Source organism: Rhodobacter sp. NSM (assembly GCF_052244495.1).
GTDB lineage: Bacteria > Pseudomonadota > Alphaproteobacteria > Rhodobacterales > Rhodobacteraceae > Cereibacter_A.
The window spans coordinates 30,665-53,034 of sequence record NZ_JBQPXH010000012.1 but is presented as its reverse complement, the minus strand read 5'-3'; the positions used below and the strand labels follow the sequence as shown (position 1 = coordinate 53,034).

The 22,370-nt window shown below is 68.7% G+C and carries 18 protein-coding genes; 13 read left to right on the top strand and 5 right to left on the bottom strand.

The window, feature by feature from the left end; translation table 11 throughout:
* Positions 1 to 13 precede the first annotated feature (13 nt).
* The gene (gene trpE / locus ACTVZP_RS17910) at positions 14 to 1,525 is read left to right on the top strand and encodes an anthranilate synthase component I (protein WP_443213531.1); all 1,512 of its coding nucleotides are present in this window, start codon (positions 14 to 16) and stop codon (positions 1,523 to 1,525) included.
* Between the two features lie 219 nt (positions 1,526 to 1,744).
* On the opposite strand, the gene ACTVZP_RS17905 is transcribed toward trpE, so the two are convergent.
* The gene (locus ACTVZP_RS17905; protein ID WP_443213530.1) at positions 1,745 to 3,211 is read right to left on the bottom strand and encodes a divergent polysaccharide deacetylase family protein; all 1,467 of its coding nucleotides are present in this window, start codon (positions 3,209 to 3,211) and stop codon (positions 1,745 to 1,747) included.
* A gap of 180 nt (positions 3,212 to 3,391) precedes the next feature.
* Between ACTVZP_RS17905 and ACTVZP_RS17900 the strand changes: the two genes are divergently transcribed.
* From ACTVZP_RS17900 to lexA, 6 genes are read left to right on the top strand one after another with little or no spacing between them, the layout of a single operon-like run.
* Positions 3,392 to 3,979: an anthranilate synthase component II gene (locus ACTVZP_RS17900; protein WP_443213529.1), complete on the top strand. Its 588-nt coding sequence runs from the start codon at positions 3,392 to 3,394 to the stop codon at positions 3,977 to 3,979.
* A complete protein-coding gene (gene trpD / locus ACTVZP_RS17895; RefSeq protein WP_443213528.1) occupies positions 3,976 to 4,992 on the top strand; it encodes an anthranilate phosphoribosyltransferase in 1,017 nt (338 codons plus the stop codon). Before ACTVZP_RS17900 ends, trpD begins: the two co-directional genes overlap by 4 nt.
* Before the next feature lie 31 nt (positions 4,993 to 5,023).
* The gene (gene trpC, locus ACTVZP_RS17890; protein WP_443213527.1) at positions 5,024 to 5,836 is read left to right on the top strand and encodes an indole-3-glycerol phosphate synthase TrpC; all 813 of its coding nucleotides are present in this window, start codon (positions 5,024 to 5,026) and stop codon (positions 5,834 to 5,836) included.
* A complete protein-coding gene (gene moaC / locus ACTVZP_RS17885; RefSeq protein WP_443213526.1) occupies positions 5,836 to 6,315 on the top strand; it encodes a cyclic pyranopterin monophosphate synthase MoaC in 480 nt (159 codons plus the stop codon). Before trpC ends, moaC begins: the two co-directional genes overlap by 1 nt.
* Positions 6,312 to 7,496, top strand: a complete 1,185-nt coding sequence (locus ACTVZP_RS17880) for a molybdopterin molybdotransferase MoeA (protein WP_443213525.1) — start codon at positions 6,312 to 6,314, stop codon at positions 7,494 to 7,496. Before moaC ends, ACTVZP_RS17880 begins: the two co-directional genes overlap by 4 nt.
* Before the next feature lie 57 nt (positions 7,497 to 7,553).
* Positions 7,554 to 8,240 carry a transcriptional repressor LexA gene (lexA, locus tag ACTVZP_RS17875; RefSeq protein ID WP_443213524.1) on the top strand — a complete coding sequence of 229 codons (687 nt, stop codon included), beginning with the start codon at positions 7,554 to 7,556 and terminating at the stop codon, positions 8,238 to 8,240.
* A gap of 165 nt (positions 8,241 to 8,405) precedes the next feature.
* Here the strand turns inward: lexA and ACTVZP_RS17870 are convergent, their stop codons facing one another.
* Positions 8,406 to 10,445 carry a ComEC/Rec2 family competence protein gene (locus ACTVZP_RS17870; RefSeq protein ID WP_443213523.1) on the bottom strand — a complete coding sequence of 680 codons (2,040 nt, stop codon included), beginning with the start codon at positions 10,443 to 10,445 and terminating at the stop codon, positions 8,406 to 8,408.
* 76 nt (positions 10,446 to 10,521) lie between these two features.
* Between ACTVZP_RS17870 and gltX the strand changes: the two genes are divergently transcribed.
* Both gltX and ACTVZP_RS17860 read left to right on the top strand, forming a co-directional pair.
* Positions 10,522 to 11,937 carry a glutamate--tRNA ligase gene (gene gltX, locus ACTVZP_RS17865; RefSeq protein ID WP_443213522.1) on the top strand — a complete coding sequence of 472 codons (1,416 nt, stop codon included), beginning with the start codon at positions 10,522 to 10,524 and terminating at the stop codon, positions 11,935 to 11,937.
* A gap of 106 nt (positions 11,938 to 12,043) precedes the next feature.
* Positions 12,044 to 13,330 carry a citrate synthase gene (locus tag ACTVZP_RS17860; RefSeq protein WP_443213521.1) on the top strand — a complete coding sequence of 429 codons (1,287 nt, stop codon included), beginning with the start codon at positions 12,044 to 12,046 and terminating at the stop codon, positions 13,328 to 13,330.
* Positions 13,331 to 13,436: 106 nt separating this feature from the next.
* Here ACTVZP_RS17860 and ACTVZP_RS17855 read toward each other — a convergent pair whose 3' ends face one another.
* Complete coding sequence (locus tag ACTVZP_RS17855) at positions 13,437 to 14,540, bottom strand: DUF2235 domain-containing protein (RefSeq protein WP_443213520.1); 1,104 nt, start codon at positions 14,538 to 14,540, stop codon at positions 13,437 to 13,439.
* Between the two features lie 156 nt (positions 14,541 to 14,696).
* Complete coding sequence (locus tag ACTVZP_RS17850) at positions 14,697 to 15,842, bottom strand: type III PLP-dependent enzyme (RefSeq protein ID WP_443213519.1); 1,146 nt, start codon at positions 15,840 to 15,842, stop codon at positions 14,697 to 14,699.
* A 216-nt stretch (positions 15,843 to 16,058) separates the two neighbouring features.
* On the opposite strand from ACTVZP_RS17850, the gene ACTVZP_RS17845 reads away from it, so the two are divergent.
* The 3 genes from ACTVZP_RS17845 to ACTVZP_RS17835 all read left to right on the top strand — a co-directional run bounded on the left by ACTVZP_RS17845 (position 16,059) and on the right by ACTVZP_RS17835 (position 19,987).
* Positions 16,059 to 16,490 carry an Lrp/AsnC family transcriptional regulator gene (locus ACTVZP_RS17845; RefSeq protein WP_443213518.1) on the top strand — a complete coding sequence of 144 codons (432 nt, stop codon included), beginning with the start codon at positions 16,059 to 16,061 and terminating at the stop codon, positions 16,488 to 16,490.
* A 124-nt stretch (positions 16,491 to 16,614) separates the two neighbouring features.
* Positions 16,615 to 19,578: a valine--tRNA ligase gene (locus tag ACTVZP_RS17840; protein ID WP_443213517.1), complete on the top strand. Its 2,964-nt coding sequence runs from the start codon at positions 16,615 to 16,617 to the stop codon at positions 19,576 to 19,578.
* Between the two features lie 64 nt (positions 19,579 to 19,642).
* Positions 19,643 to 19,987: a DnaJ family domain-containing protein gene (locus ACTVZP_RS17835; protein ID WP_443213516.1), complete on the top strand. Its 345-nt coding sequence runs from the start codon at positions 19,643 to 19,645 to the stop codon at positions 19,985 to 19,987.
* 4 nt (positions 19,988 to 19,991) lie between these two features.
* Here the strand turns inward: ACTVZP_RS17835 and ACTVZP_RS17830 are convergent, their stop codons facing one another.
* Positions 19,992 to 20,588 carry a transglycosylase SLT domain-containing protein gene (locus ACTVZP_RS17830; protein ID WP_443213515.1) on the bottom strand — a complete coding sequence of 199 codons (597 nt, stop codon included), beginning with the start codon at positions 20,586 to 20,588 and terminating at the stop codon, positions 19,992 to 19,994.
* Between the two features lie 166 nt (positions 20,589 to 20,754).
* On the opposite strand from ACTVZP_RS17830, the gene gatB reads away from it, so the two are divergent.
* On the top strand, positions 20,755 to 22,266 hold the full coding sequence (gene gatB, locus ACTVZP_RS17825) for an Asp-tRNA(Asn)/Glu-tRNA(Gln) amidotransferase subunit GatB (protein WP_443213514.1): 1,512 nt from the start codon (positions 20,755 to 20,757) through the stop codon (positions 22,264 to 22,266).
* Positions 22,267 to 22,370: the final 104 nt, after the last annotated feature.

Sequence of the window (22,370 nt, the reverse complement as noted above, 5' to 3'; positions counted from 1 at the left end):
AACAGGGTGCCCCGTGCCGCTCGTGACCTCCTTCGATAGCTTCGAGCGCGGCTGGAATGCCGGGCGGAACCAACTCGTCCACGCGCGGCTGACCGCCGACCTCGACACGCCCGTCTCGCTGATGCTGAAGCTGGCAGAGGCCCGGACCGATACCTTCATGCTCGAGTCGGTGACGGGCGGCGAGATCCGCGGCCGGTACTCCGTCGTTGGGATGAAGCCGGACCTCATCTGGCAGTGCCACGGACAGGAAAGCCGGATCAACCGCGAGGCGCGCTTCGATCGGCAGGCGTTCCAGCCGCTCGAGGGTCATCCGCTCGAGACGTTGCGCGCGCTGATCGCCGAAAGCCGGATCGACATGCCCGAGGACCTGCCCCCGATCGCGGCCGGCCTCTTCGGCTATCTCGGATACGACATGATCCGGCTGGTCGAGCATCTGCCGGGGATCAATCCCGACCCGCTGGGCCTGCCCGACGCCGTGCTGATGCGGCCTTCGGTGGTGGCGGTGCTGGACGGGGTCAAGGGCGAGGTCACGATCGTGGCGCCTGCCTGGGTGTCCTCGGGGCTTTCCGCCCGCGCGGCCTATGCACAGGCCGCCGAACGGGTGATGGATGCGCTCCGCGACCTCGACCGTGCCCCGCCGGCGCAGCGCGACTTCGGCGAGGCCGCGCAGGTCGGCGAGATGCGCTCGAACTTCAGCCACGAGGGCTACAAGGCGGCCGTCGAGAAGGCCAAGGACTACATCCGCGCGGGTGACATCTTCCAGGTGGTGCCCTCGCAGCGCTGGTCGCAGGCATTCCGGCTGCCGCCCTTCGCGCTCTACCGCTCCTTGCGCAAGACCAACCCCTCGCCCTTCATGTTCTTCTTCAACTTCGGCGGCTTCCAGGTCGTGGGCGCCAGCCCCGAGATCCTCGTGCGGCTGCGCGCCGGAGAGGTCACGATTCGCCCGATCGCCGGAACCCGCAAGCGCGGCGCCACCCCCGAGGAGGATCGCGCGCTCGAGGCCGACCTGCTGGCCGACAAGAAGGAACTGGCCGAGCACCTGATGCTGCTCGACCTCGGGCGGAACGACGTGGGGCGCGTGGCGAAGGTCGGCACGGTGCGGCCGACCGAGAAGTTCATCATCGAGCGCTACAGCCACGTCATGCACATCGTCTCGAACGTGGTGGGCGAGATCGCCGAAGGGCAGGACGCGCTGTCCGCCCTGCTCGCGGGCCTGCCTGCCGGCACCGTCTCGGGCGCACCCAAGGTGCGGGCAATGGAGATCATCGACGAACTCGAACCGGAGAAGCGCGGGATCTACGGCGGCGGCCTCGGATATTTCGCGGCCAATGGCGAGATGGACTTCTGCATCGCGCTCAGGACGGCCGTTCTGAAGGACGAGACGCTCTACATCCAGTCGGGCGGCGGCGTGGTCTACGACAGCGATCCCGAGGCCGAATATCAGGAGACGGTGAACAAGGCCATGGCGCTGCGCCGGGCGGCCGAGGACGCGGGGCTCTTTGTCCGCCGCAACGGCAACGCCTGAGACCGGCAGGAGCATCCTGCCAGGCCCGACCCGCTGGCAGGCGGATGGCAGGAATGCCGGGCGTCCGTCGGCGGAGATCGGCGCTTCTTCGCGAGCGCGCGGCGCCCCACTCTTGCGAGCGTGATTGCCGTGTGAACCCGGCGGCAATCGCCCGTCAGGAGCGGGCTGCCGCGGAACGCGCCAGCCTCCTGACAGACGAACGGATGCTCGGCGGCTCGCTCAGCGCATCAGCGCAGTGACGGGCGCGAGGGCCACGGCATCCGCGCGACCCTCGACGCTCCATTCGAGCAGGCCCTGCACCGTCTCGGGGCGCGTGTCGCCGTAGACCGCGACCCGGCCTTCCTGCGCCGCCTTGAAGGCCGCGCGGTCGAGCACGCGGCGCACGGTGGCCGGATCCGCACCCTCTCCGTCCAGCATGCGGAAGACGAGCGCCGAGGGCAGATCCTCGCGCCGGGCCACCTGTTCGGCCGCGTTGAGGCCACGGTCGTGCGTCACCAGCCCACGCCCCTGCGCCTTCAGGATCTCGACCACCTGCGTGGAAAGCGGGCGCGCATCCTGAAAGCCGCCCGCAGGCAGGTCGATCACCCCGACCGCCTCGGGCAGCGCGTTGGCCGCAGCCTCGAGCGTCACCTCGACATCGGACGCCTTGGCGCCTTCGGGCAGGCCGGTGGCGAGCATCAGCACCTCGTGGCCTGCCTTGCGATACATCTCGGCCGCGGTCGCCGCGTCGGGCGCGCTGGGGTCGATCACGAAGGTCACGGGGAAGGCAAGCCCGGCCAGCGCCTCGCGGTCAAGCGAGGGGCCGCCCGTGTCGCGCAGGAGCACCGCGAAGAGAGGCTTCCGGTCAGGGTTCTCGAAGGGCTGGGCATAGCGGCGGATGGGCGGCAGATCGGCCTCGGCCTCCTCCGCGGGCGGCGCCCCGGCCTCCGGAGCCGGATCGCCGATCCGGGGCAGGCGCGAGGCTGCGGAACCGTCGGACGGCACCCGCGGCGGGTCGGTCTCGAGCATCCGGGGCTTGCCGGGCTCAGCAGGGGCCTCCGCCTCGACCGGGGCGCCATCGGCGGCGCCGGCCAGCATCGCCTCTTCCTCGGGCGTGAGAGGCGGCGGCGGGGGCAGTTCGACGGCAAAGGTCTCCGGTTCGGCATCCGGTGCCTGCTGCAGCGGCGCGCCGCCCGACCGGAGCGGCACCGTGGAGGGCGCGGTCGGCAGCGATGGGGCTACGGCCTCGGTCGCGGGCGGCGCGGGAGCGATCGGTTCGAGCGGCACCGGTTGCGGCCGCAGGGCGGTCTCTGTGTCGGGCGACGCGGCATCCCGAAGCTCGGGGGTCGATACGGACGGGGCCACCGCCCGTGCCGGAGCCGTGTCGGCGGATGGCAGGACCGGGGCCGCCTCAGGCAGCGGTCGGGCAAATTCGGAGCCGGGCGGCGGCGCCAGATCCGTGGCCGGGCCGGGACTGTCCTGCGTCATCGACGCCCCGGAGGACGGTCCCGTCGCCGTTCCGCCTGCCGCCTCGGGTGCAGCGGCAGTCCCCGATGCGAGGGAAGCCGCCGCATCCGCTGCGGGACCCTCGACGGCCGCCTCAGGCCAGGTCGTGCCCGGAGGCCGCGCCATCTGCGAGGCGAGCGCCAGGCCCACACTGCCCACGACGCCGCCAACCAATACGCCCGAAAGGAAACCACGGCTCATCCGGCCACTCCTGCACTCTGCCCTGTCGCTCCAGCCTCGAACCGGGTCGGGCGTGGGGCATTTCGCGCGTTCGCCGCGCCGTTCATCCCCTTGACGCCCCCGCGCCGGTCAGCCCATGTATAACGCGACGGTCGCAAGGGTTCACCCCCTATCCTCCACATCGCCTCGGGGTGCCGCAAGATGCTGCTTCTCATCGACAACTACGACAGCTTCACCTACAACCTCGTGCATTATCTGGGGGAACTCGGGGCCGAGGTCGATGTGCGGCGCAACGATGCCATCGACGTGCAGGCGGCGATGGGGCTTCGGCCGGATGCCATCGTGCTCTCTCCCGGACCCTGCGACCCCGCCGCCGCCGGCATCTGCCTGCCCCTGACCGCCGCCGCGGCCGAGGCGAGGATCCCGCTGCTGGGCGTCTGTCTCGGCCATCAGACCATCGGCGAGGCCTTCGGCGGAAAGGTGGTCCGCTGCCACGAGATCGTGCACGGCAAGATGGGCGCCATGCACCACGAAGGGAAAGGCGTCTTTGCGGGCCTGCCCTCGCCCTTCCTCGCCACGCGCTACCACAGCCTCGTGGTCGAGCGCGAGAGCCTGCCCGACTGCCTCGAGGTGACGGCCTGGCTCGAGGACGGCACGATCATGGGGCTCCGCCACAAGACCCTGCCGATCGAGGGCGTGCAGTTCCACCCCGAGAGCATCGCCTCGGAACACGGCCACCAGATGCTGCGCACCTTCCTCGACAGCGCCCGCGCCGCGGTGGCAGCATGAGCGACCGGCTGAAGCCGCTGATCGGCATCGCGGCGGGCCGTCCGCTGACGCGCGACGAGGCGGAACTGGCCTTCGAGTGCCTCTTCGAGGGCGAGGCCACGCCCGCGCAGATGGGCGGCCTCCTGATGGCGCTGCGCACCCGCGGCGAGACGGTGGACGAATACGCGGCGGCTGCCTCGGTCATGCGGGCCAAGTGCCACAAGGTGAAGGCGCCGCCCGGCGCCATCGATATCGTGGGCACCGGCGGCGACGGCAAGGGCACGCTGAACATCTCCACGGCCACGGCCTTCGTGGTGGCGGGTGCAGGCGTGCCGGTGGCGAAGCACGGAAACCGCAACCTCTCGTCGAAGTCGGGTGCGGCGGATGCGCTGACCGAGATGGGTCTCAACGTGATGATCGGCGCGGACCGGGTCGAGGACTGCCTGATGGAGGCCGGGATCGGCTTCATGATGGCGCCGATGCACCATCCGGCAATGCGCCATGTGGGCCCGGTCCGCGCCGAACTGGGCACGCGCACGATCTTCAACATCCTTGGCCCGCTGACGAACCCCGCCGGGGTCAAGCGCCAGCTGACCGGCGCCTTCAGCGCCGATCTGATCCGGCCGATGGCCGAGGTCCTGGCCATGCTGGGCTCCGAGAAGGCCTGGCTCGTCCACGGCGGAGACGGGACGGACGAACTCTCGATATCGGCCGCATCGAGGGTGGCGGCGCTCGAGGGCGGGCAGATCCGCGAGTTCGACCTGCACCCCGAAGAAGCGGGCCTGCCCGTCCATCCGTTCGAGGCGATCATCGGCGGCACACCCGCCGAGAATGCCCAGGCCTTCCGCGCGCTTCTCGACGGGGCGCCGGGCGCCTACCGCGACGCGGTGCTGCTGAACGCGGCGGCGGCCCTCGTGGTCGCCGACAGGGCCGCATCCCTGACGGAGGGCGCCGAGATCGCCACCGAAAGCATCCTGTCCGGTGCCGCCAAGGCGAAGGTCGCCCTGCTGGCCCGGCTGACGAACGCCGCCTGACGGCCAAGAAAACAAGGGGGACCGGCCGGCGATGAGCACCATTCTCGACCGCATCAAGGCTTACAAACTGGAAGAGGTCGCGGCACGGAAGGCCAGCCATCCGCTGACGGCCGTGGAGGATGCGGCCCGCGCCGCCGCGGCGCCGCGCGGCTTCGCCCGCGCCCTCTCCACCGCGGCCTCGACCGGCTACGGCCTCATCGCCGAAATCAAGAAGGCGAGCCCCTCGAAGGGCCTGATCCGCGAGGACTTCGATGTCCCCGCCCTTGCCCGCGCCTATGAGGCGGGCGGCGCGACCTGCCTTTCCGTGCTGACCGACACCCCCTCCTTCCAGGGCGCGGACGAGTTCCTGCGCCAGGCGCGTGATGCGGTTCAGCTGCCCTGCCTGCGCAAGGACTTCCTCTACGACACCTACCAGGTCGCCGAGGCGCGTGCGCTCGGGGCGGACTGCATCCTGATCATCATGGCCAGCGTGACCGACAGCCAGGCGCTCGAGCTTGAGGCGGCGGCGATCCATTGGGGAATGGACGTGCTGATCGAGGTCCATTCGCGCGAGGAACTTGCACGGGCCGAGCACCTGAAGTCGAAGCTGATCGGCATCAACAACCGCAACCTCGACACGTTCGAGGTCTCGCTCGACGTTACGCGCGACCTCGCCCGCCGGGTGCCCGAGGACCGGCTGATCGTGGCGGAGAGCGGGCTCTACACGCCCGACGACCTCGCCGACCTCGCCCGCTACGGCGCGCGCTGCTTCCTCATCGGCGAGAGCCTGATGCGCCAGCCCGACGTGGAATCCGCCACGCGCGCGATCCTGTCCGACCCGCTGACCTCGCCCGGGGGTGCGTGATGCCGGGCCTCAGCCACTTCGACGAGGCCGGCCGCGCCCATATGGTGGATGTCTCCAACAAGCCGGTGACCGCCCGGGTGGCCGTCGCGCGCGGCGCGGTGAAGATGAGCGCCGAGACGCTGGCCCTCGTGACCGAGGGCCGGGCCGGGAAGGGAGACGTCCTGGGCGTCGCGCGGCTTGCCGGGATCATGGGCGCCAAGCGCACGGCGGAGCTGATCCCGCTCTGCCACCCGCTGCCGATCACCAAGGTCGCGCTGGAACTCACGCCCGATCCGGCCCTGCCCGGCGTGGTGGTCGAGGCCACGGTCAAGACCGGCGGGCAGACCGGCGTCGAGATGGAGGCGCTGACGGCCGTCTCGGTGGCCTGTCTCACGATCTACGACATGGTGAAGGCGGTCGAGAAGGGCATGGAGATCACCGGGATCCGGCTCCTCCTCAAGGATGGCGGCAAGTCCGGCCGGTTCGAGGCCCGCGCGTGATCCGCGTCGAGGAGGCGCTCGAGCGCGCACTGGCGCTCGCCGCCCCGCTGCCGGTCGAGCGCGTGCCGCTCGCGGCCTCCTGCGGGCGGGTGATGGCGCGCCCGGCGGTGGCGACCCGCGACCAGCCGCCCTTCGACGCCTCCGCCATGGACGGCTACGCGCTGGTCGGCGACCATCCGGCGGGCGCCACCTTCCCCGTCGTGGGCGAGGCCGCGGCGGGCCACGCCTTCTCCGGAGCGATGGCACCCGGCGAGGCGGTGCGGATCTTCACCGGCGCGCCGGTCCCGGAGGGGGCCACCCGCGTGGTGCTGCAGGAGGACGTCACGGTCGAGGACGGCAGGATCCGCCTTGCCTCCGCGGCCGCAGGGGGAACCCATATCCGGCCGAAGGGACAGGACTTCCGCGTCGGAGACAGCCTCTCGCCGCGCCGTCTCCGCCCGAACGACCTCGCCCTGCTCGCCTCGATGAACATTCCAGAGGTGAACGTGACGCGCCGCCCGGTCGTGGCGCTGATCGCGACGGGGGACGAACTGGTGATGCCCGGCGAGGTGCCGCGCCCCGAGCAGATCATCGCCTCGAACAGCTTCGCCCTGAAGGCGCTCGTCGAGGCCGAAGGCGCGGAGGGGCGGCTTCTGCCCATCGCGCGGGACACCGAGGACGAGTTGCGCACGGTGTTCGACCTCGCCTCCGACGCCGATCTGATCGTGACCATCGGCGGGGCCTCGGTCGGCGACCACGACCTCGTGGGCAAGGTGGCGGCCGGCATGGGCCTCGACCGGGCCTTCTACAAGATCGCCATGCGGCCCGGGAAACCGCTGATGGCCGGGCGTCTGCGAGGCGTGCCGATGCTGGGCCTGCCCGGCAACCCGGTCTCGTCCATCGTCTGCGCCCATCTCTTCCTGCTGCCGATGGTCCGGGCGATGCTGGGCCTGCCCGCCGGTCCAGCACCCGTGCGGCGGGCCGAACTGGCCGTCGCGCTTCCGCCGAACCCGGTGCGGGCGCATTACATGCGGGCGCGGCTCGCCCTGCGCGACGGGGTGCCGTTGATCGAGCCCCTCGCCTCGCAGGACAACTCGCTCCTGCGGCTGTTGTCGCAGGCCGACGCGCTTCTCGTGCGCCCGGTGGACGACGGGCCGCGCACGGCCGGCGAGACGGTGGACTACATCCCGCTGACGGCTTGACACAAAGCGGGAACGCGGGCAGAACAGGCGGTGAACCCGGGATGGGAGGATGTCGCCATGCTGACCCGCAAGCAGATGGAACTGCTCGATTTCATCAAGACGCGGATGGACCGCGACGGCGTGCCGCCCTCGTTCGACGAGATGAAGGATGCGCTCGACCTGCGGTCGAAGTCGGGGATCCACCGCCTCATCACCGCGCTGGAAGAGCGGGGGTTCATCCGCCGCCTCGCCCACCGCGCACGCGCGCTCGAGATCGTCAAGCTGCCCGAAGCGATGGAGCGGGCGGGTTTCACGCCCCGCGTGATCGAGGGTGACAGGCCGCAGATGCCCGCGGGCGCGATCGCGGTCGAGAGCGCCAATGCTCTCGATCTGCCGCTGATGGGACGGATCGCGGCGGGTCTTCCCATCGAGGCGATCACCGACGGTGCGCAATCGGTCACGGTGCCGAGTTCCATGCTTTCGGGGCGCGGCCAGCACTACGCGCTCGAGGTGCGCGGGGATTCGATGATCGAGGCCGGGATCAACGACGGCGACATCGTCGTGATCCGCGAGCAGCAGACGGCCGACAACGGCGATATCGTGGTGGCGCTGGTCGCCGATCACGAGGCGACCCTCAAGCGCTTCCGCCGTCGCGGCGGCATGATCGCGCTCGAACCGGCGAACGCCTCCTACGAGACGCAGGTCTATCCCGATCACATGGTGAAGGTGCAGGGCCGGCTCGTCGGGCTGATCCGCAGCTACTGACCGAGGCGACCCCGGCCGGCGCGGGAATCCCGCTTCGGCAAAGCCGGCCCTTGCCGGAATTTGCCGGACGGCCTTCTGTCGCGGACCCGGCGCGTGCGCGCCAGCCTGACCGCATCGAAGCGCCACGGGCGGCGACCTGATTGCGAAAGGCGCCCTTAGCTTCCTTCAGTGGCGCCCGCTCCACATCCTGTGGTCGGCGCGGGCGGATTCCAGACGGAGTCCGGCTTCGTCGACCCAGATCGCCAGAGAGCCGCTGCGGGCGAGCGATGCGCGATCGATCAGGATGCATCCGCCGCTGACGGGGACCTTGGCCGTTTCGGCAAGGATGACGAGCCGCGCCTCTGCGCAGGCTTCCGACACGGTCGCGGCCGCCTCCTTCCCCTTCAGGGCGATCCCCGGCAATCCGCCGAGCATGAAGCGACGTGCCTCGCGCGGGCCCTCGAAGCCGGGTCGCCCGGCAGCCGTTTCCTGATCGGCGAGATCGCCGTCATTCTCGAGCCAGCTTCCGGCTGCGAACCCTCCGCCGCGTGCCGTGGAGAGCGCCCGACCTCCGGGGCCGAGGATGCCGACGAGCGATCCGTCGGAGGCCACGAGCAGCGGAGGGCGCTCGGCCACGGCCCACAGGGCGAAGGCCGCCGCAATCACCGCAAGGCCTGCGTAGCGCGCCTTCCCGTGCCAGAGCATGAGCCAGAGCCCCCCGAGCGAAAGCAGGGGAAGCACCCAAGGGCCGGGCGTGACGACCGCCCCGACGGCGCCTGGCAGGCCCGCGACCCAATGCGCGACCCAGAGGATCCAGCGCGCGCCGATCTCCATGATCCAGAGCGCCGGCATCGCGGCGCCCAGCGGCGCGAAGAGCGCCGCCAGCCCTGCGGCCGGCATCACCAGAAGCTCCATCACGGGCACGGCGATCAGGTTGCCCATCAGCCCGTAGACCGCGATCCGGTTGAAATGCGCCGCGGCATAGGGGCCGGTCGACAGCCCGCCGATCAGCGACGAGACGAAGAGCAGGAAAAGCGGCGCCACCCAACGCGACATGGTGCGGGGATGCACCTTCTCGCGCAGGGCGTTGAAACCCCAGATCAGCGCCGCGGTGGCCGCGAAGGACATCTGGAAGCCGGGTTCGAGCAGGGCCTCGGGCTGCCAGAGCAGGATGACGGTCGCCGAAAGCGCGAAGCTTCGCATCGAAAGCGCGCGCCGGTCGGCGAGGATCGCCGCCAGCATGATGGCGATCATGACGAAGGCCCGCAGGGTCGGCACGTTGCCCCCTGACATGAGCAGGTAGAAGAAGGTGGCCGCGAAGGCCGCTGCGGCCGCGATCTTCTTCGTCGGCAACCGCAGGGCCAGGGGCGGCACCAGCGCCAGCCCGTGCCGGACGAGGCCGAAGACGAAGCCCGCGAGGAGGCTCATGTTCAGTCCCGAGATCGCGAGGATGTGGGACAGGCCCGAGCGGCGCAGATCCTCCATCGTCGCCGCGCTGATGCCCGCGTAGTCGCCCGTCAGGACAGCGGCGGCGAAGGCGCCCGCCTCGCCGGGAAAGCGCGCCTGCACTGCGCTGCGCACCGACGTGCGCAGCCGGTTGACCGGGCTGTCCCGCGCATGGGCGGGCTCGAGCATGACCACGGGGCTGCGCGTGTAGCCCACCGCCCCCAGCCGGTCGAAGAAGGCCATGCGGCGGAAGTCGAAGCCGCCGGGCTCCGCCGGGGCCAGCGGCGCGTCGAGATGGCCGGTCGTCATCACGACCATGCCCGGCGTCGGCTCGAAGGGCTGAGCGCCGTGGACGGTGATCCGCACCCTCTCGGGCGTGCGGTCCGGGTCCGTTCGTTCGATCACGACCCGGTCGAGGGTGAGGCGCATCGCGTCGCTCCGCGAGCGGTCGATCGCGGCGATCCTGCCCTCGATGGCGCCGTAGTAGTGCAACCCGAGGATCGGAGCCGCCACCATCGCCGCACGGCCTCCGGCTGCGAGAAATCCCGCCGCCACACAGGCCAGCGCGACGAGCGGCGGGTGGAACAGCTCCGGCGCCCTCCAGCGACCGATGGCACCGGCCAGAACCACCGTCAGCGCGAGGGCATAGGCGGGCCAGCCCGGCTCGTCCAGGGGCGTGAACCAGATCCCGATCCCCACGCCGAGGAAGACCGGCACGAAGGGGAACAGGAAGCCCCGAGCTTCGGCCAGAGCCACGAGAGGAAGCGCCAGAGCGCGCACCTTGTCTCCTGATCCGTGATTGCCTAGACAGACCCGATCCTGAGCGCCTGATGGTTTCAGAAAGGTTAATCCGCCCATGTCCGCCGCGTCCGACAAGCCCGTCGTCACCCGTTTCGCCCCCTCGCCGACCGGCTACCTGCACATCGGCGGCGGGCGGACGGCGCTTTTCAACTGGCTCTACGCCCGCGGCCGGAAGGGGACCTTCCTTCTGCGGATCGAGGACACGGACCGCGAGCGCTCGACGCCCGAGGCGACCGATGCAATCCTGCGCGGCCTGAAATGGCTGGGTCTCGACTGGGATGGAGAGGTGGTGAGCCAGTTCGCCCGCAAGGACCGCCACGCGGAAATCGCGCGCGAAATGCTCGACCGCGGCGCGGCCTACAAGTGTTTCTCGACGCAGGAAGAGATCGAGGCGTTTCGTGACGCGGCGCGCGCCGGAGGCCGTTCGACCCTGTTCCGCAGCCCGTGGAGGGATGCCGATCCCGCCACCCACCCCGACGCGCCCTTCGTGATCCGCATGAAGGCGCCTCGGACGGGCGAGACGGTCGTCGAGGACCGCGTGCAGGGCACGGTGCGCTTCCAGAACGAGACGCTCGACGACATGGTGGTCCTGCGCTCGGACGGGACGCCCACCTACATGCTGGCCGTGGTGGTGGACGATCACGACATGGGCGTGACCCATGTCATCCGCGGCGACGACCACCTCAACAACGCCGCGCGCCAGACGATGGTCTACGAGGCGATGGGCTGGGAGGTGCCGGTCTGGGCCCATATCCCGCTGATCCACGGACCGGACGGCAAGAAGCTCTCGAAGCGGCACGGGGCACTCGGGGTCGAGGAATACCAGGCGATGGGCTACCCCGCCGCCGGGATGCGGAACTACCTCGCGCGGCTCGGCTGGGCGCATGGCGACGACGAGTTCTTCACCTCGGAACAGGCGATGGAATGGTTCGATCTGGAGGGAATCGGCCGCTCGCCGGCGCGACTCGACTTCAAGAAGCTCGAGAATGTCTGCGGTCAGCACATCGCCGTCACGGATGATGCAGCCCTGATGCATGAAATAGGGGCATTTCTCGCTGCGGCGCGGAAAGATCCGTTGACGGACCTGCAGTCGGAGCGGCTGTCGGCGGCGCTCTACTGCCTGAAGGACCGATCCAAGACATTCCCGGAACTGCTTGAGAAGGCAAGATTTGCGCTCGTCTCCCGCCCTGTTTCGGCGGACGAGGCAGCGGCCAAGGCACTCGATGCGGTATCCCGTGGTATACTGCGAGAATTGACGCCGCTCCTGCAAGCTGCTAGCTGGTCCAAGCAGGAACTCGAGGCCGTCCTGGCCGCCTTCGCGGCGGAAAAGGGGATGGGCTTCGGCAAACTGGCCGCCCCCTTGCGCGCTGCTCTTGCCGGGCGCACGGTGACGCCCAGCGTCTACGACATGATGCTCGTCATCGGTCGGGACGAGACGATCGCGCGGCTGGAGGATGCCGCGGCGGCCTGAGCTGCCGCCCTCCCCTCCCGGTCGCGTCGCGGTCGGCCGCACGGCCGGAACCCATCGGCACCGCGCCATCCGGCGCGGGGCTGGCCCGAACGAGAGAGGGAGAAGCATGACGAAATCCGCAAAGCTAACGATCGGCGACAAGGTCATCGACTTGCCGGTCCATTCGCCCACCCTTGGGCCGGACGTGGTCGACATCCGCAAGCTCTATGCGGAGGCCGACGTCTTCACCTACGATCCGGGTTTCACCTCGACGGCGGCCTGCGAAAGCGCCATCACCTACATCGACGGCGACAAGGGCGAGCTGATGTATCGGGGCTACCCGATCGAGCAGCTGGCCGAGCGGTCGCATTATCTGGAAGTCTGCTACCTGCTGCTTTACGGTGAACTGCCGAACGCGGCCCAGCAGGCCGATTTCGAATACCGGATCACGCGGCACACCATGCTGCACGAACAGATCCACTACTTCTTCCGGGGCTTCCGCCGCGACAGCCACCCTATGGCCACGATGGTGGGCGTGGTGGGTGCCATGTCGGCCTTCTACCACGACTCGCTGGACATCAACGACCCCTGGCAGCGCGAGGTCGCCGCGGTGCGGATGATCGCCAAGCTGCCGACCATCGCCGCGATGGCGTTCAAGTATTCGGTGGGCCAGCCCTTCAACTACCCGCAGAACCACCTCGATTATGCGGGCAACTTCCTGCACATGTGCTTTGCCGTTCCGGCCGAACCCTACACGGTCAACCCGGTGCTGTCCAAGGCGATGGACCGCATCATGATGCTGCACGCCGACCACGAGCAGAACGCCTCGACCTCGACGGTGCGTCTGGCGGGCTCTTCGGGGGCGAACCCCTTCGCCTGCATCGCGGCCGGCATCGCCTGTCTCTGGGGCCCGGCGCATGGCGGCGCCAACCAGGCCTGCCTCGAGATGCTGCGCGAGATCGGCACCGTGGACCGCATCCCGGAATACATCCGCCGCGCCAAGGACAAGGACGACCCGTTCCGCCTGATGGGTTTCGGCCACCGGGTCTACAAGAACTTCGACCCGCGCGCGAAGGTCATGAAGGAAAGCGCCGACGAGGTGCTGGGTCTGCTCGGCATCGAGAACAACCCGACGCTGCAGGTGGCCAAGGAACTGGAGCGGATCGCGCTCGAGGACGACTACTTCGTCTCGAAGAAGCTCTATCCGAACGTGGACTTCTACTCGGGCATCATCCTCGACGCGATGGGCTTCCCGACCTCGATGTTCACGCCGATCTTCGCGATTTCGCGCACTGTCGGCTGGATCTCGCAGTGGAAAGAGATGATCGGCGATCCCACGCAGAAGATCGGCCGGCCCCGGCAACTCTACAAGGGCGAGAAGCGGCGCGACTACACGGATCTGCGTCACCGCTGATGTCAGATTTAAGACGGCGGCTCGAAAGAGCCGCCGTCTTGCGTTTCAGGCACCACTCGTCAGCGTCGGAAAACCCAAGCTTCGGGCGGCAGAAGCGGCTCTGGCCTCAGCCTTGCGTCGCCTCTCCTTCGGCTGCCGAGCCGAGGCGCAGCCGCCACTTGCGCGGCCCGCGCTCCGGGCGCCGGGCAGTCGGGTGAATGTACTCGGTGGGGCAGCGCAGGGTGACGCGCCGGTGCCGCATCAGGAAGATCTTTCCCCAGCCGGCGAACATGCTCGTCATCGGGGCCGCCGGATCGCAGGGGAAGCGCGCGCGCCAGCCGTCGGGCAGCTGCAAGCCGCAATGCGATGCCCGTTCAAGCATCCAGACGAGCGGGATGTTGGACAGCATCCGCGAGCCGTGCCGCCCGCGGTTGAGCTGGCCGCCGATATCGCCATGTCCGCCCCGGAACCAGGCCTGCTCGACGATCTGCCCGTGATAAGGGTAATCCCACAGCACGGGCTGAAACACGCGCCGCGTCTCGTTGAGGGCGAGCGCGTGGAAGCCGTGGCGCACGCTGCGCCCGAGCCGGTGGCTGTGAAACGCATGCCGGTCGGGTCGCAGACGGCGGAGCAGAGGCGGCCTGAGGCCCAGAGAACTGACCGTGTCGAAGATGCCGACCATCTCGATTTCGACCGTGTCATGGCAGTAGCGCCTGGCGAAGGCCCGCGCATGGGGGCGCGTGCCGCCAAGCTCGTAGTGCCTCCAGGCGAGTTGCACGTTGCGTTCGGTTGCCTCCTCGCGCCGGAGCAGGCCCACGCGGTCGATCACCCCCGCCAGCGAGCGCGCCGCATAGGCGCCGCGCGAATAGCCGAAGAGGAAGATCCGGTCTCCCGGCCGGTAGTGCGAGGCGAGATAGCCATAGGCGCGGCGGATCTGCCGGTTGAGGCCCTTGCCCTGCACCAGATCACCGATGCGGAGCCAGCCACCCCATTGCAGCCCGGGCTCGTAGTAGATGGTCCGATGCGCTGAGCGTCGCCCCTCGCGCAGCAGCTTGAAGACCAGACCGACGTTGGTCTCGTTGCCCGGTTCCAGCGACGAGCAGGTTCCATCGAGCAGGATGACGTGATCGACCGGACCCCGGCAGGCCCCGCGTGCAGGCGGTGTGGCGGGCTCGGTCTCGACATTGGGATGGGGGCGCAACCAGTGGCGGAAACTCTTCATCAGCGACATGCGCGGACCTCCGGTCCTGACGCGGTTCCGTCCCTGCAATGTGCGAACTGACCGAGCGCAAACATGTTGCCCATCCACTGTTACATGGAGGATGAAGAAAAAGTCCGGCCGGAAAGTTCCGACCGGACTTATAAATATCACCGAGAGGTGAATGATTTACAATTTGAGCGAAAGGACGGTCGCCATACTCAGTTCGCCGAAGCCGTTGAACCGCGTATTGGTGGCGGTGGAATAGGCACCCATCCCCCGGAAGACCAGAAAATCCCCTTCCTGGACATCGACCGAAAGCGGCAGCTCACCCGGCAGACGGTCCACGGAGTCGCAGGTCGGCCCGAAAATGATGCGGTCGGTGGTCTCGCCTTCCCGCCGCCGGCCCTCGGGGGTCAGCACCTGCACGCGGTCGATCACGCCGATCAGCGGCAGCTCGGTCAGCGAGCCGTACACCCCGTCGTTCAGGAACACATGCGTGTCGTCCCGCACCGCCTTGATGCGGGTCGCGAGGGTGAAGGCGTCGGCGCAGATGCCGCGTCCCGGCTCGCAGACGAGAAGCGGGCGATCGACACCGAAGGCCTCATCGGCCACCCGGTCGATCAGGTGGAAGATCGCCTCGAGTTCCGGCTCGACGCCGTTCAGGCGGTGCGAGGGGAAGCCGCCACCGACGTTCAGCCGCGCGATCGTCACGCCCGCCTCGCGCGCAATCTCCGACGCGGTGCGGATGTAGGTCTCCCAGGCCGCGGGATCGGTACATTGCGTGCCGGGGTGGAAGGTCATCGAGGGGATGAAGCCCGCCTCGGACACCGCGCGCAGCAGTTCAATGGCGAGTTCCACCGTGGCGCCGAACTTGGCGCCGAAGTTGTAGGCCGCGCCCGAGACCGGCAGCTTGAACCGGACCGAGATCTCGCAGCCTTCGGCGGGCACCAGTTCGATCAGCTTCGCCAGTTCGGATTTCGAGTCGACCGACCAGCTCTTGACGCCCATCTCGACGCCGACGGCGATCTCGGAGCGCGAGCGCACGGGGTTGTTGTAGTGCAGCGCGGCATCCGGCGCGATCCGGCGGATCATGCGGATCTCGTAGGGCGAGGCCACGTCATAGCCGCGGATCCCGGCGGCGGCGAGGTTCTCGATCACGACCTCTTCCGGGTTCGACTTGACCGCATAGGTCACCATCCCCGGAAAGCCGTCGATGAAGCGGCGTGCAGTCGCCTGCAGGGTCGCCGGTGAGAAGAACAGCACCGGCGCCTCGGGAGAGATCGCGCGGAGATATTCGGCGGGGTTTGTCCAGATCGTCTTCGAGAGTCCCATCGGCGTTCCTTTCGGCCAACAAGACGCAAGCCCTCTGCCCGCGTTTCATGGGGGAGTGGGAGGCACCTGCGCGGTTTCGACAAACCAGGCCAGGTGCGTATGAGCCGCCCTTTTCCTGCAGTAAAGGATGCCTCATTTGGGGCACAAATCCACCGATCAAAAGTGTTGAATTGTAGCGCATCGTCGTCATAATGACGAAAAATCTGGTCATATCTCATGGACGAACTCGATCGCAACATCCTCGGCATCCTGGGCGCCGATGCACGGACCTCGGTGGCGACGCTCGCTCGCCGGTTGAAGGTCGCGCGCTCGACGATCCAGGCCCGGCTCGAGCGTCTCGAGACCTCAGGCGTGATCGCCGGCTACACGCTGAAGCTGGGGGAACATGCCCGTCAGGGCCGGCTGCGCGCCTCGGTCCTGCTCACCATCGAGCCGCGGACGCAGGCCGCGATCCTGACGCGTCTGAAGGCCATCGCCGAGGTGGAGCGCGTGTTCACCACCTCCGGCCGGTTCGATCTCCTCCTGCAGATCGCGGCCCCGTCGACGCAGGTGCTCGACCAGGTGCTCGACGAGGTGGGGGCCATGACCGGTGTCCGAAGTTCCGAAAGCCTGATCCACCTCTCGACCCGGATCGACCGCGCGGTCTGAGGGCGATCATCCGCCGGCCCTGCGCCACCGCCCGACCTTTCGTGCCGCATGGCAGCGCTGCGATGAGGCTTGGCCTCGGGCTGCGCCTTGGGTAGACCGGGCGCAACGAATTGCGAGGCCCGACATGCCGATGGACAAGACCTTCAACGCCGCCGAGGCCGAGGCCCGGCTCTACGATGCCTGGGAGAAGGCGGGCGCCTTCCGTGCGGGGGCCAACGCCTCGCGTCCCGAGACGTTCTGCATCATGATCCCGCCGCCGAACGTGACGGGTTCGCTCCACATGGGGCACGCCTTCAACAACACGCTGCAGGACATCCTGACCCGCTGGCACCGGATGCGCGGCTTCGACACGCTCTGGCAGCCGGGCCAGGACCACGCCGGGATCGCCACGCAGATGGTGGTCGAGCGCGAACTGGCCAAGACAGGCAATCCGGGCCGCCGCGAGATGGGCCGCGAGGCCTTCCTCGAAAAGGTCTGGGAGTGGAAGGAGCAGTCCGGCGGCACCATCGTCAACCAGCTGAAGCGGCTCGGCGCCTCCTGCGACTGGTCGCGCAATGCCTTCACGATGGACGCGACCTTCCAGCGCGCGGTGCTGAAGGTCTTCGTGGACCTCTACGAGAAGGGCTTCATCTACCGCGGCAAGCGGCTGGTGAACTGGGATCCCCATTTCGAGACCGCGATCTCGGATCTCGAGGTGGAGCAGGTCGAGGTCAACGGCAACATGTGGCGCCTGCGCTACCCGCTGGCCGATGGCGCGACCTACCGGCATCCGGTGGCCTTCGATGAAGAGGGCAATCCCACCGAATGGGAAGAACGCGACTACCTGACCGTCGCCACCACCCGCCCCGAGACCATGCTGGGCGATACGGGCATCGCGGTGAACCCGGCCGACGAGCGCTATGCCCATCTGATCGGCAAGGAGGCCATCCTGCCGCTGGTCGGCCGCCGCATCCGCATCGTGGCCGACGACTACGCCGACCCCGCGAAGGGCACCGGCGCGGTGAAGATCACGCCGGCGCATGACTTCAACGACTGGGGTGTGGGCAGCCGCACCGGCCTTTCGGCCATCAACGTCATGACCGGCCGCGCCACGATGTTCCTGGCCGAGAACGCGGATTTCCTTGAAGGCTGCGAGCCGTCCGAGGAGGCGCTGGCGCTGGACGGCCTCGACCGCTACGACGCCCGCAAGCGCATTGTGGCACTGGCCGAGGAGCAGGGCTGGCTCGACGGCATCGACCAGGACCGCCACATGGTCCCGCATGGCGACCGGTCGAAGGTCGCCATCGAGCCGATGCTGACCGACCAGTGGTTCGTGGACACGGCAAAGATCGTCCAGCCCGCCATCGACGCCGTGCGCGACGGCCGGACCGAGATCCTGCCCGAACGCGACGCCAAGACCTATTTCCACTGGCTCGAGAACATCGAGCCGTGGTGCATCAGCCGCCAGCTGTGGTGGGGGCACCAGATCCCCGTGTGGTACGGCCTCGACGTCTGGCCCGCGCGCTTCGACGATGACGGCGACGACACGCTGGACGACGTGGAACTGTTCGAACTGCTGGAAGACGGCGCCTTCAACCATGCCGAACCGACGCATCACTGCGCCTTCGACTTCGACGCCGTGTCGGAGAAGTTCCTCGACGATCTGGCCTCGCTGCCGCATCCGCTGAACAACGCCCGGGTGATCGAGGTCGCCGACCGCGCCGAGGCCGTCGACCGGCTGGCGCAGGCGTTGGCCGACTACAACCTGAACGAGGACCCGACCCACCTCGTCTACCCGGTCTGGCGCGATCCGGACGTGCTCGACACCTGGTTCTCCTCGGGCCTCTGGCCGATCGGCACGCTGGGCTGGCCGGAGGAGACGCCCGAACTTGCGCGCTACTTCCCGACCAGCGTGCTGGTCACCGGCTTCGACATCATCTTCTTCTGGGTGGCCCGGATGATGATGATGCAGCTGGCCGTGGTGAACGAGATCCCGTTCCGCACCGTCTACGTCCACGCCCTCGTGCGGGACGAGAAGGGCAAGAAGATGTCGAAGTCGCTCGGCAACGTGCTCGATCCGCTGGAGCTGATTGACGAGTTCGGCGCCGACGCCGTGCGCTTCACGCTGACGGCCATGGCCGCTATGGGGCGCGACCTGAAGCTTTCGACGGCGCGCATCCAGGGCTATCGCAACTTCGGCACGAAGCTCTGGAACGCCTGCCGCTTCGCCGAGATGAACGGCGTCTGGGAGGGCCATGCGACGCAGGCCGCCCCGCCCGCCGCGACCGCCACCGTCAACCGCTGGATCATCGGCGAAACGGGACGCGTCCGTGAGGAAGTGGATGCGGCCCTTGGCCAGTACCGCTTCGACGCGGCGGCGAACGCCCTCTACGCTTTCGTCTGGGGCAAGGTCTGCGACTGGTATGTGGAATTCTCGAAGCCGCTCTTCGACACCGAGGCGGCCGCCGAGACCCGCGCCACGATGGGCTGGGTGCTCGACCAGTGCATGATCCTGCTCCACCCGATCATGCCCTTCATCACCGAGGACCTCTGGGCCACCACCGGCGCGCGCGGAAAGATGCTGGTCCACACCGACTGGCCGTCCTTCGGCGCCGAACTGGTCGATCCCGAAGCCGACCGCGAGATGACCTGGGTGATCGGACTCATCGAGGAGATTCGCTCGGCCCGTGCGCAGGTGCATGTCCCGGCCGGCATGAAGCTCCCGGTGCTGCAACTGGCGCTGGACGAGACCGGCCGCGGGGCGCTTGCGCGGAACGAGGCGCTGATCCTCCGGCTTGCGCGGCTCGAAGGGTTCACCGAAGCCACCAGTGCGCCCAAGGGCGCGCTCACGATCCCGGTCGAGGGCGGCAGCTTCGCCATCCCGCTCGAGGGCGTGATCGACATCGGCGCCGAGAAGGCCCGCCTCGCCAAGACCCTCGAGAAGCTCGAGAAGGACATGGCGGGGCTGCGCGGACGGCTCGGCAACCCGAACTTCGTGGCCTCGGCCCCGGAAGAGGTGGTGGACGAGGCGCGCACCCGGCTCGAACAGGGCGAGGAGGAAGGGGCGAAGCTCTCGGCCGCCCTCGCCCGCCTGTCCGAGATCGCCTGAGGACGACCGGCAGGGGCGGCGCCGCCCCTGCCCCAAGCGGGGCCGGAAAGCCGTCTCGGACCCGATGGAGGCGCGGATGGGGTGGCTCGACCGGATCGCGGAACGCCGGATGCTCAAGGCCCGGGCCGAGGGCAAGCTCTCGGGGCTGTCGGGTGAGGGACGCCCGTTTCCCGAGCGGCCCTCGGAGGCTTTCACCACCCCTGGCGAGGCGATCGGCTTCCGCATCATGGCCGAAGCGGGCGTGCTGCCCGAGGAAATCGTCCTGAAGAAGCAGGCCACTGCTCAGCGCGCGCGTCTGGCGGAGATCACCGATCCCGAGGAACGGCGCGCGGCGATGTCGGAACTGGCGCGCATCGAGATGCGGCAGGCGATGGCCGAGGAGGCGCGCCGCCGCTTCCTGCGCGGCTAAGTCCTCAGCTCTTGACCTGGCAGTAGGGCTGTGCGCGGGTCCAGGCGGCCATCTCGGCGCGCTTCGAGGCGTTGCGGAACGGCGCCCAGTCGCGCCCGAGGCCGAGCCGGCCGTTGCCCGCCACCATGCCGTCGCGCCCGACCTGCCTGGCGGCGATCCGCACCGCGCAGGAGAGGTTCAGCGCGCCGTCCTTCAACTCACCGGCGCTTTGCGCGCGGCAGCCGTAGGCACGGGCGGTCTGAGGCGCGATCTGCGTCAGGCCGATCCAGCGGCCGCCGCCACCCGAGGCGACCGGGTTCCACGTGCTCTCGTGCTTGGCCAGCGCCGACAGGATGCCGGTCCAGAAGGCGCGGCGCTCTTCCGGCGTGGCGTCGGGATAACCGGGGCACCAGGTGCCGATGTCCTGCGGAACGGTGTCGGTCAGGAAGTCGTCGCGCTGCTCGACGGCGAGCAGTGTCCGCTCGGTCCAGATCTTCGCTTCGGGTCGGTGATCCCACCGCATGACGGGCAGGAAGTTGCGGACTTCCGAAGTGGGCCGTGCTTCGCCGCAGGATACGGGCAGGGCGAGCATCAGACCGATCAGGACCATTCGGATCTTCATCCGACAACCTCGTGTTGCACCGCCTCACACTGCGGCCCGGAGGTTGTGCCGGCGGACGGCGGATTCTGGCAACCCGACCTTGCGGATATCGGCGAGACTCCGCCCGCCCCTCCCTTGCCCTCTGGCGGTTCCCCGCCTAGAAACGCCCATCGACCGGAGGTGTCCCATGCTCGACCTGACCTACGAAGCCCCCAAGCCCAAGGTGATCGCCGGGGCGAAACACGACTGGGAGCTGGTGATCGGCATGGAGATCCACGCCCAGGTCTCGTCGAATGCCAAGCTCTTCTCGGGCGCCTCGACCACTTTCGGGGCCGAGCCGAACTCGAACGTCTCCTTCGTGGATTGCGCGATGCCGGGGATGCTGCCGGTCATCAACGACTTCTGCGTGGCGCAGGCGGTGCGCACCGGCCTTGGCCTCAAGGCGCAGATCAACCTGACCTCGGCCTTCGATCGCAAGAACTACTTCTACCCGGACCTGCCGCAAGGCTACCAGATCAGCCAGCTCTACCACCCCATCGTGGGCGAGGGCGAGGTGCTGGTCGAGATGGCCCCCGGCGTCGCGCGGCTCGTGCGGATCGAGCGCATCCACCTCGAGCAGGACGCGGGCAAGTCGATCCACGACATGGACCCGAACCTGTCCTTCGTGGACTTCAACCGCACCGGCGTCGCGCTGATGGAGATCGTGAGCCGCCCCGACATTCGCGGACCCGAGGAGGCCGCGGCCTATGTCGCGAAGCTGCGCCAGATCCTGCGCTACCTCGGCACCTGCGACGGCAACATGCAGAACGGCAACCTGCGCGCGGATGTGAACGTCTCGGTCTGCCGTCCGGGCGACTACGAGCGCTATCAGGCGACGCAGGATTTCTCGCATCTCGGCACCCGCTGCGAGATCAAGAACATGAACTCCATGCGCTTCATCCAGCAGGCCATCGACTACGAGGCGCGCCGCCAGATCGCGGTCCTCGAGGATGGCGGCAAGGTGGTGCAGGAAACCCGCCTCTACGATCCCGACAAGGGCGAAACCCGGTCGATGCGGTCGAAGGAAGAGGCGCATGATTACCGCTACTTCCCCGATCCCGACCTGCTGCCGCTCGAGATCGAACAGGCCTGGGTGGACGACATCGCCGCCTCGATGCCGGAACTGCCGGACGCCAAGAAGGCGCGCTTCATGGCCGATTACGGCGTGACCGATTACGACGCCAACGTGCTGACGGCCGAACTCGACGCCGCGGCCTATTTCGAGGAGGTCGCCCGCGGTCGCGACGGCAAGCAGGCCGCAAACTGGGTGATCAACGAACTCTTCGGGCGGCTGAACAAGCAGGGGCTCGGCATCGCCGAGACCCCCGTCAGCGCGGTGCAACTGGGCGGCGTGCTGGACCTGATGGCCTCGGGCGAGATCTCGGGCAAGATGGCCAAGGACCTGTTCGAGATCATCTGGACCGAGGGCGGCGATCCGGCCGAAGTGGCCGCCGCGCGCGGCATGAAGCAGGTGACCGACACCGGCGCCATCGAGGCGGCCGTCGACGAGATCATCGCGGCCAACCCTGCGCAGGTCGAGAAGGCCAAGGCCAACCCGAAGCTCGCCGGCTGGTTTGTGGGACAGGTGATCAAGGCCTCCGGCGGCAAGGCCAATCCGGCCGCCGTGAACGAGATCGTGGCGCGCAAGCTGGGCCTTTGATCCACACGGGCAGTGCGGTGCACGAGATGCTCCGCACTGCCCGTTCTTGACCGAAACACCTCGCCTTTCGGCGCAGGATTGACCTTTCAGCCGGAAGGGGTGCC

What these genes read in the sequence shown, in the direction of transcription:
- ACTVZP_RS17860 (WP_443213521.1), top strand. Translation starts at nt 12,044, where the DNA reads ATGACGAAATCCGCAAAGCTAACGATCGGCGACAAGGTCATCGACTTG.
- ACTVZP_RS17850 (WP_443213519.1), bottom strand. Translation starts at nt 15,842, where the DNA reads ATGGGACTCTCGAAGACGATCTGGACAAACCCCGCCGAATATCTCCGC.
- trpC (WP_443213527.1), top strand. Translation starts at nt 5,024, where the DNA reads ATGAGCACCATTCTCGACCGCATCAAGGCTTACAAACTGGAAGAGGTC.
- moaC (WP_443213526.1), top strand. Translation starts at nt 5,836, where the DNA reads ATGCCGGGCCTCAGCCACTTCGACGAGGCCGGCCGCGCCCATATGGTG.
- ACTVZP_RS17830 (WP_443213515.1), bottom strand. Translation starts at nt 20,588, where the DNA reads ATGAAGATCCGAATGGTCCTGATCGGTCTGATGCTCGCCCTGCCCGTA.
- ACTVZP_RS17845 (WP_443213518.1), top strand. Translation starts at nt 16,059, where the DNA reads ATGGACGAACTCGATCGCAACATCCTCGGCATCCTGGGCGCCGATGCA.
- trpD (WP_443213528.1), top strand. Translation starts at nt 3,976, where the DNA reads ATGAGCGACCGGCTGAAGCCGCTGATCGGCATCGCGGCGGGCCGTCCG.
- ACTVZP_RS17905 (WP_443213530.1), bottom strand. Translation starts at nt 3,211, where the DNA reads ATGAGCCGTGGTTTCCTTTCGGGCGTATTGGTTGGCGGCGTCGTGGGC.
- ACTVZP_RS17900 (WP_443213529.1), top strand. Translation starts at nt 3,392, where the DNA reads ATGCTGCTTCTCATCGACAACTACGACAGCTTCACCTACAACCTCGTG.
- gatB (WP_443213514.1), top strand. Translation starts at nt 20,755, where the DNA reads ATGCTCGACCTGACCTACGAAGCCCCCAAGCCCAAGGTGATCGCCGGG.
- ACTVZP_RS17840 (WP_443213517.1), top strand. Translation starts at nt 16,615, where the DNA reads ATGCCGATGGACAAGACCTTCAACGCCGCCGAGGCCGAGGCCCGGCTC.
- gltX (WP_443213522.1), top strand. Translation starts at nt 10,522, where the DNA reads ATGTCCGCCGCGTCCGACAAGCCCGTCGTCACCCGTTTCGCCCCCTCG.
- lexA (WP_443213524.1), top strand. Translation starts at nt 7,554, where the DNA reads ATGCTGACCCGCAAGCAGATGGAACTGCTCGATTTCATCAAGACGCGG.
- ACTVZP_RS17835 (WP_443213516.1), top strand. Translation starts at nt 19,643, where the DNA reads ATGGAGGCGCGGATGGGGTGGCTCGACCGGATCGCGGAACGCCGGATG.
- ACTVZP_RS17855 (WP_443213520.1), bottom strand. Translation starts at nt 14,540, where the DNA reads ATGTCGCTGATGAAGAGTTTCCGCCACTGGTTGCGCCCCCATCCCAAT.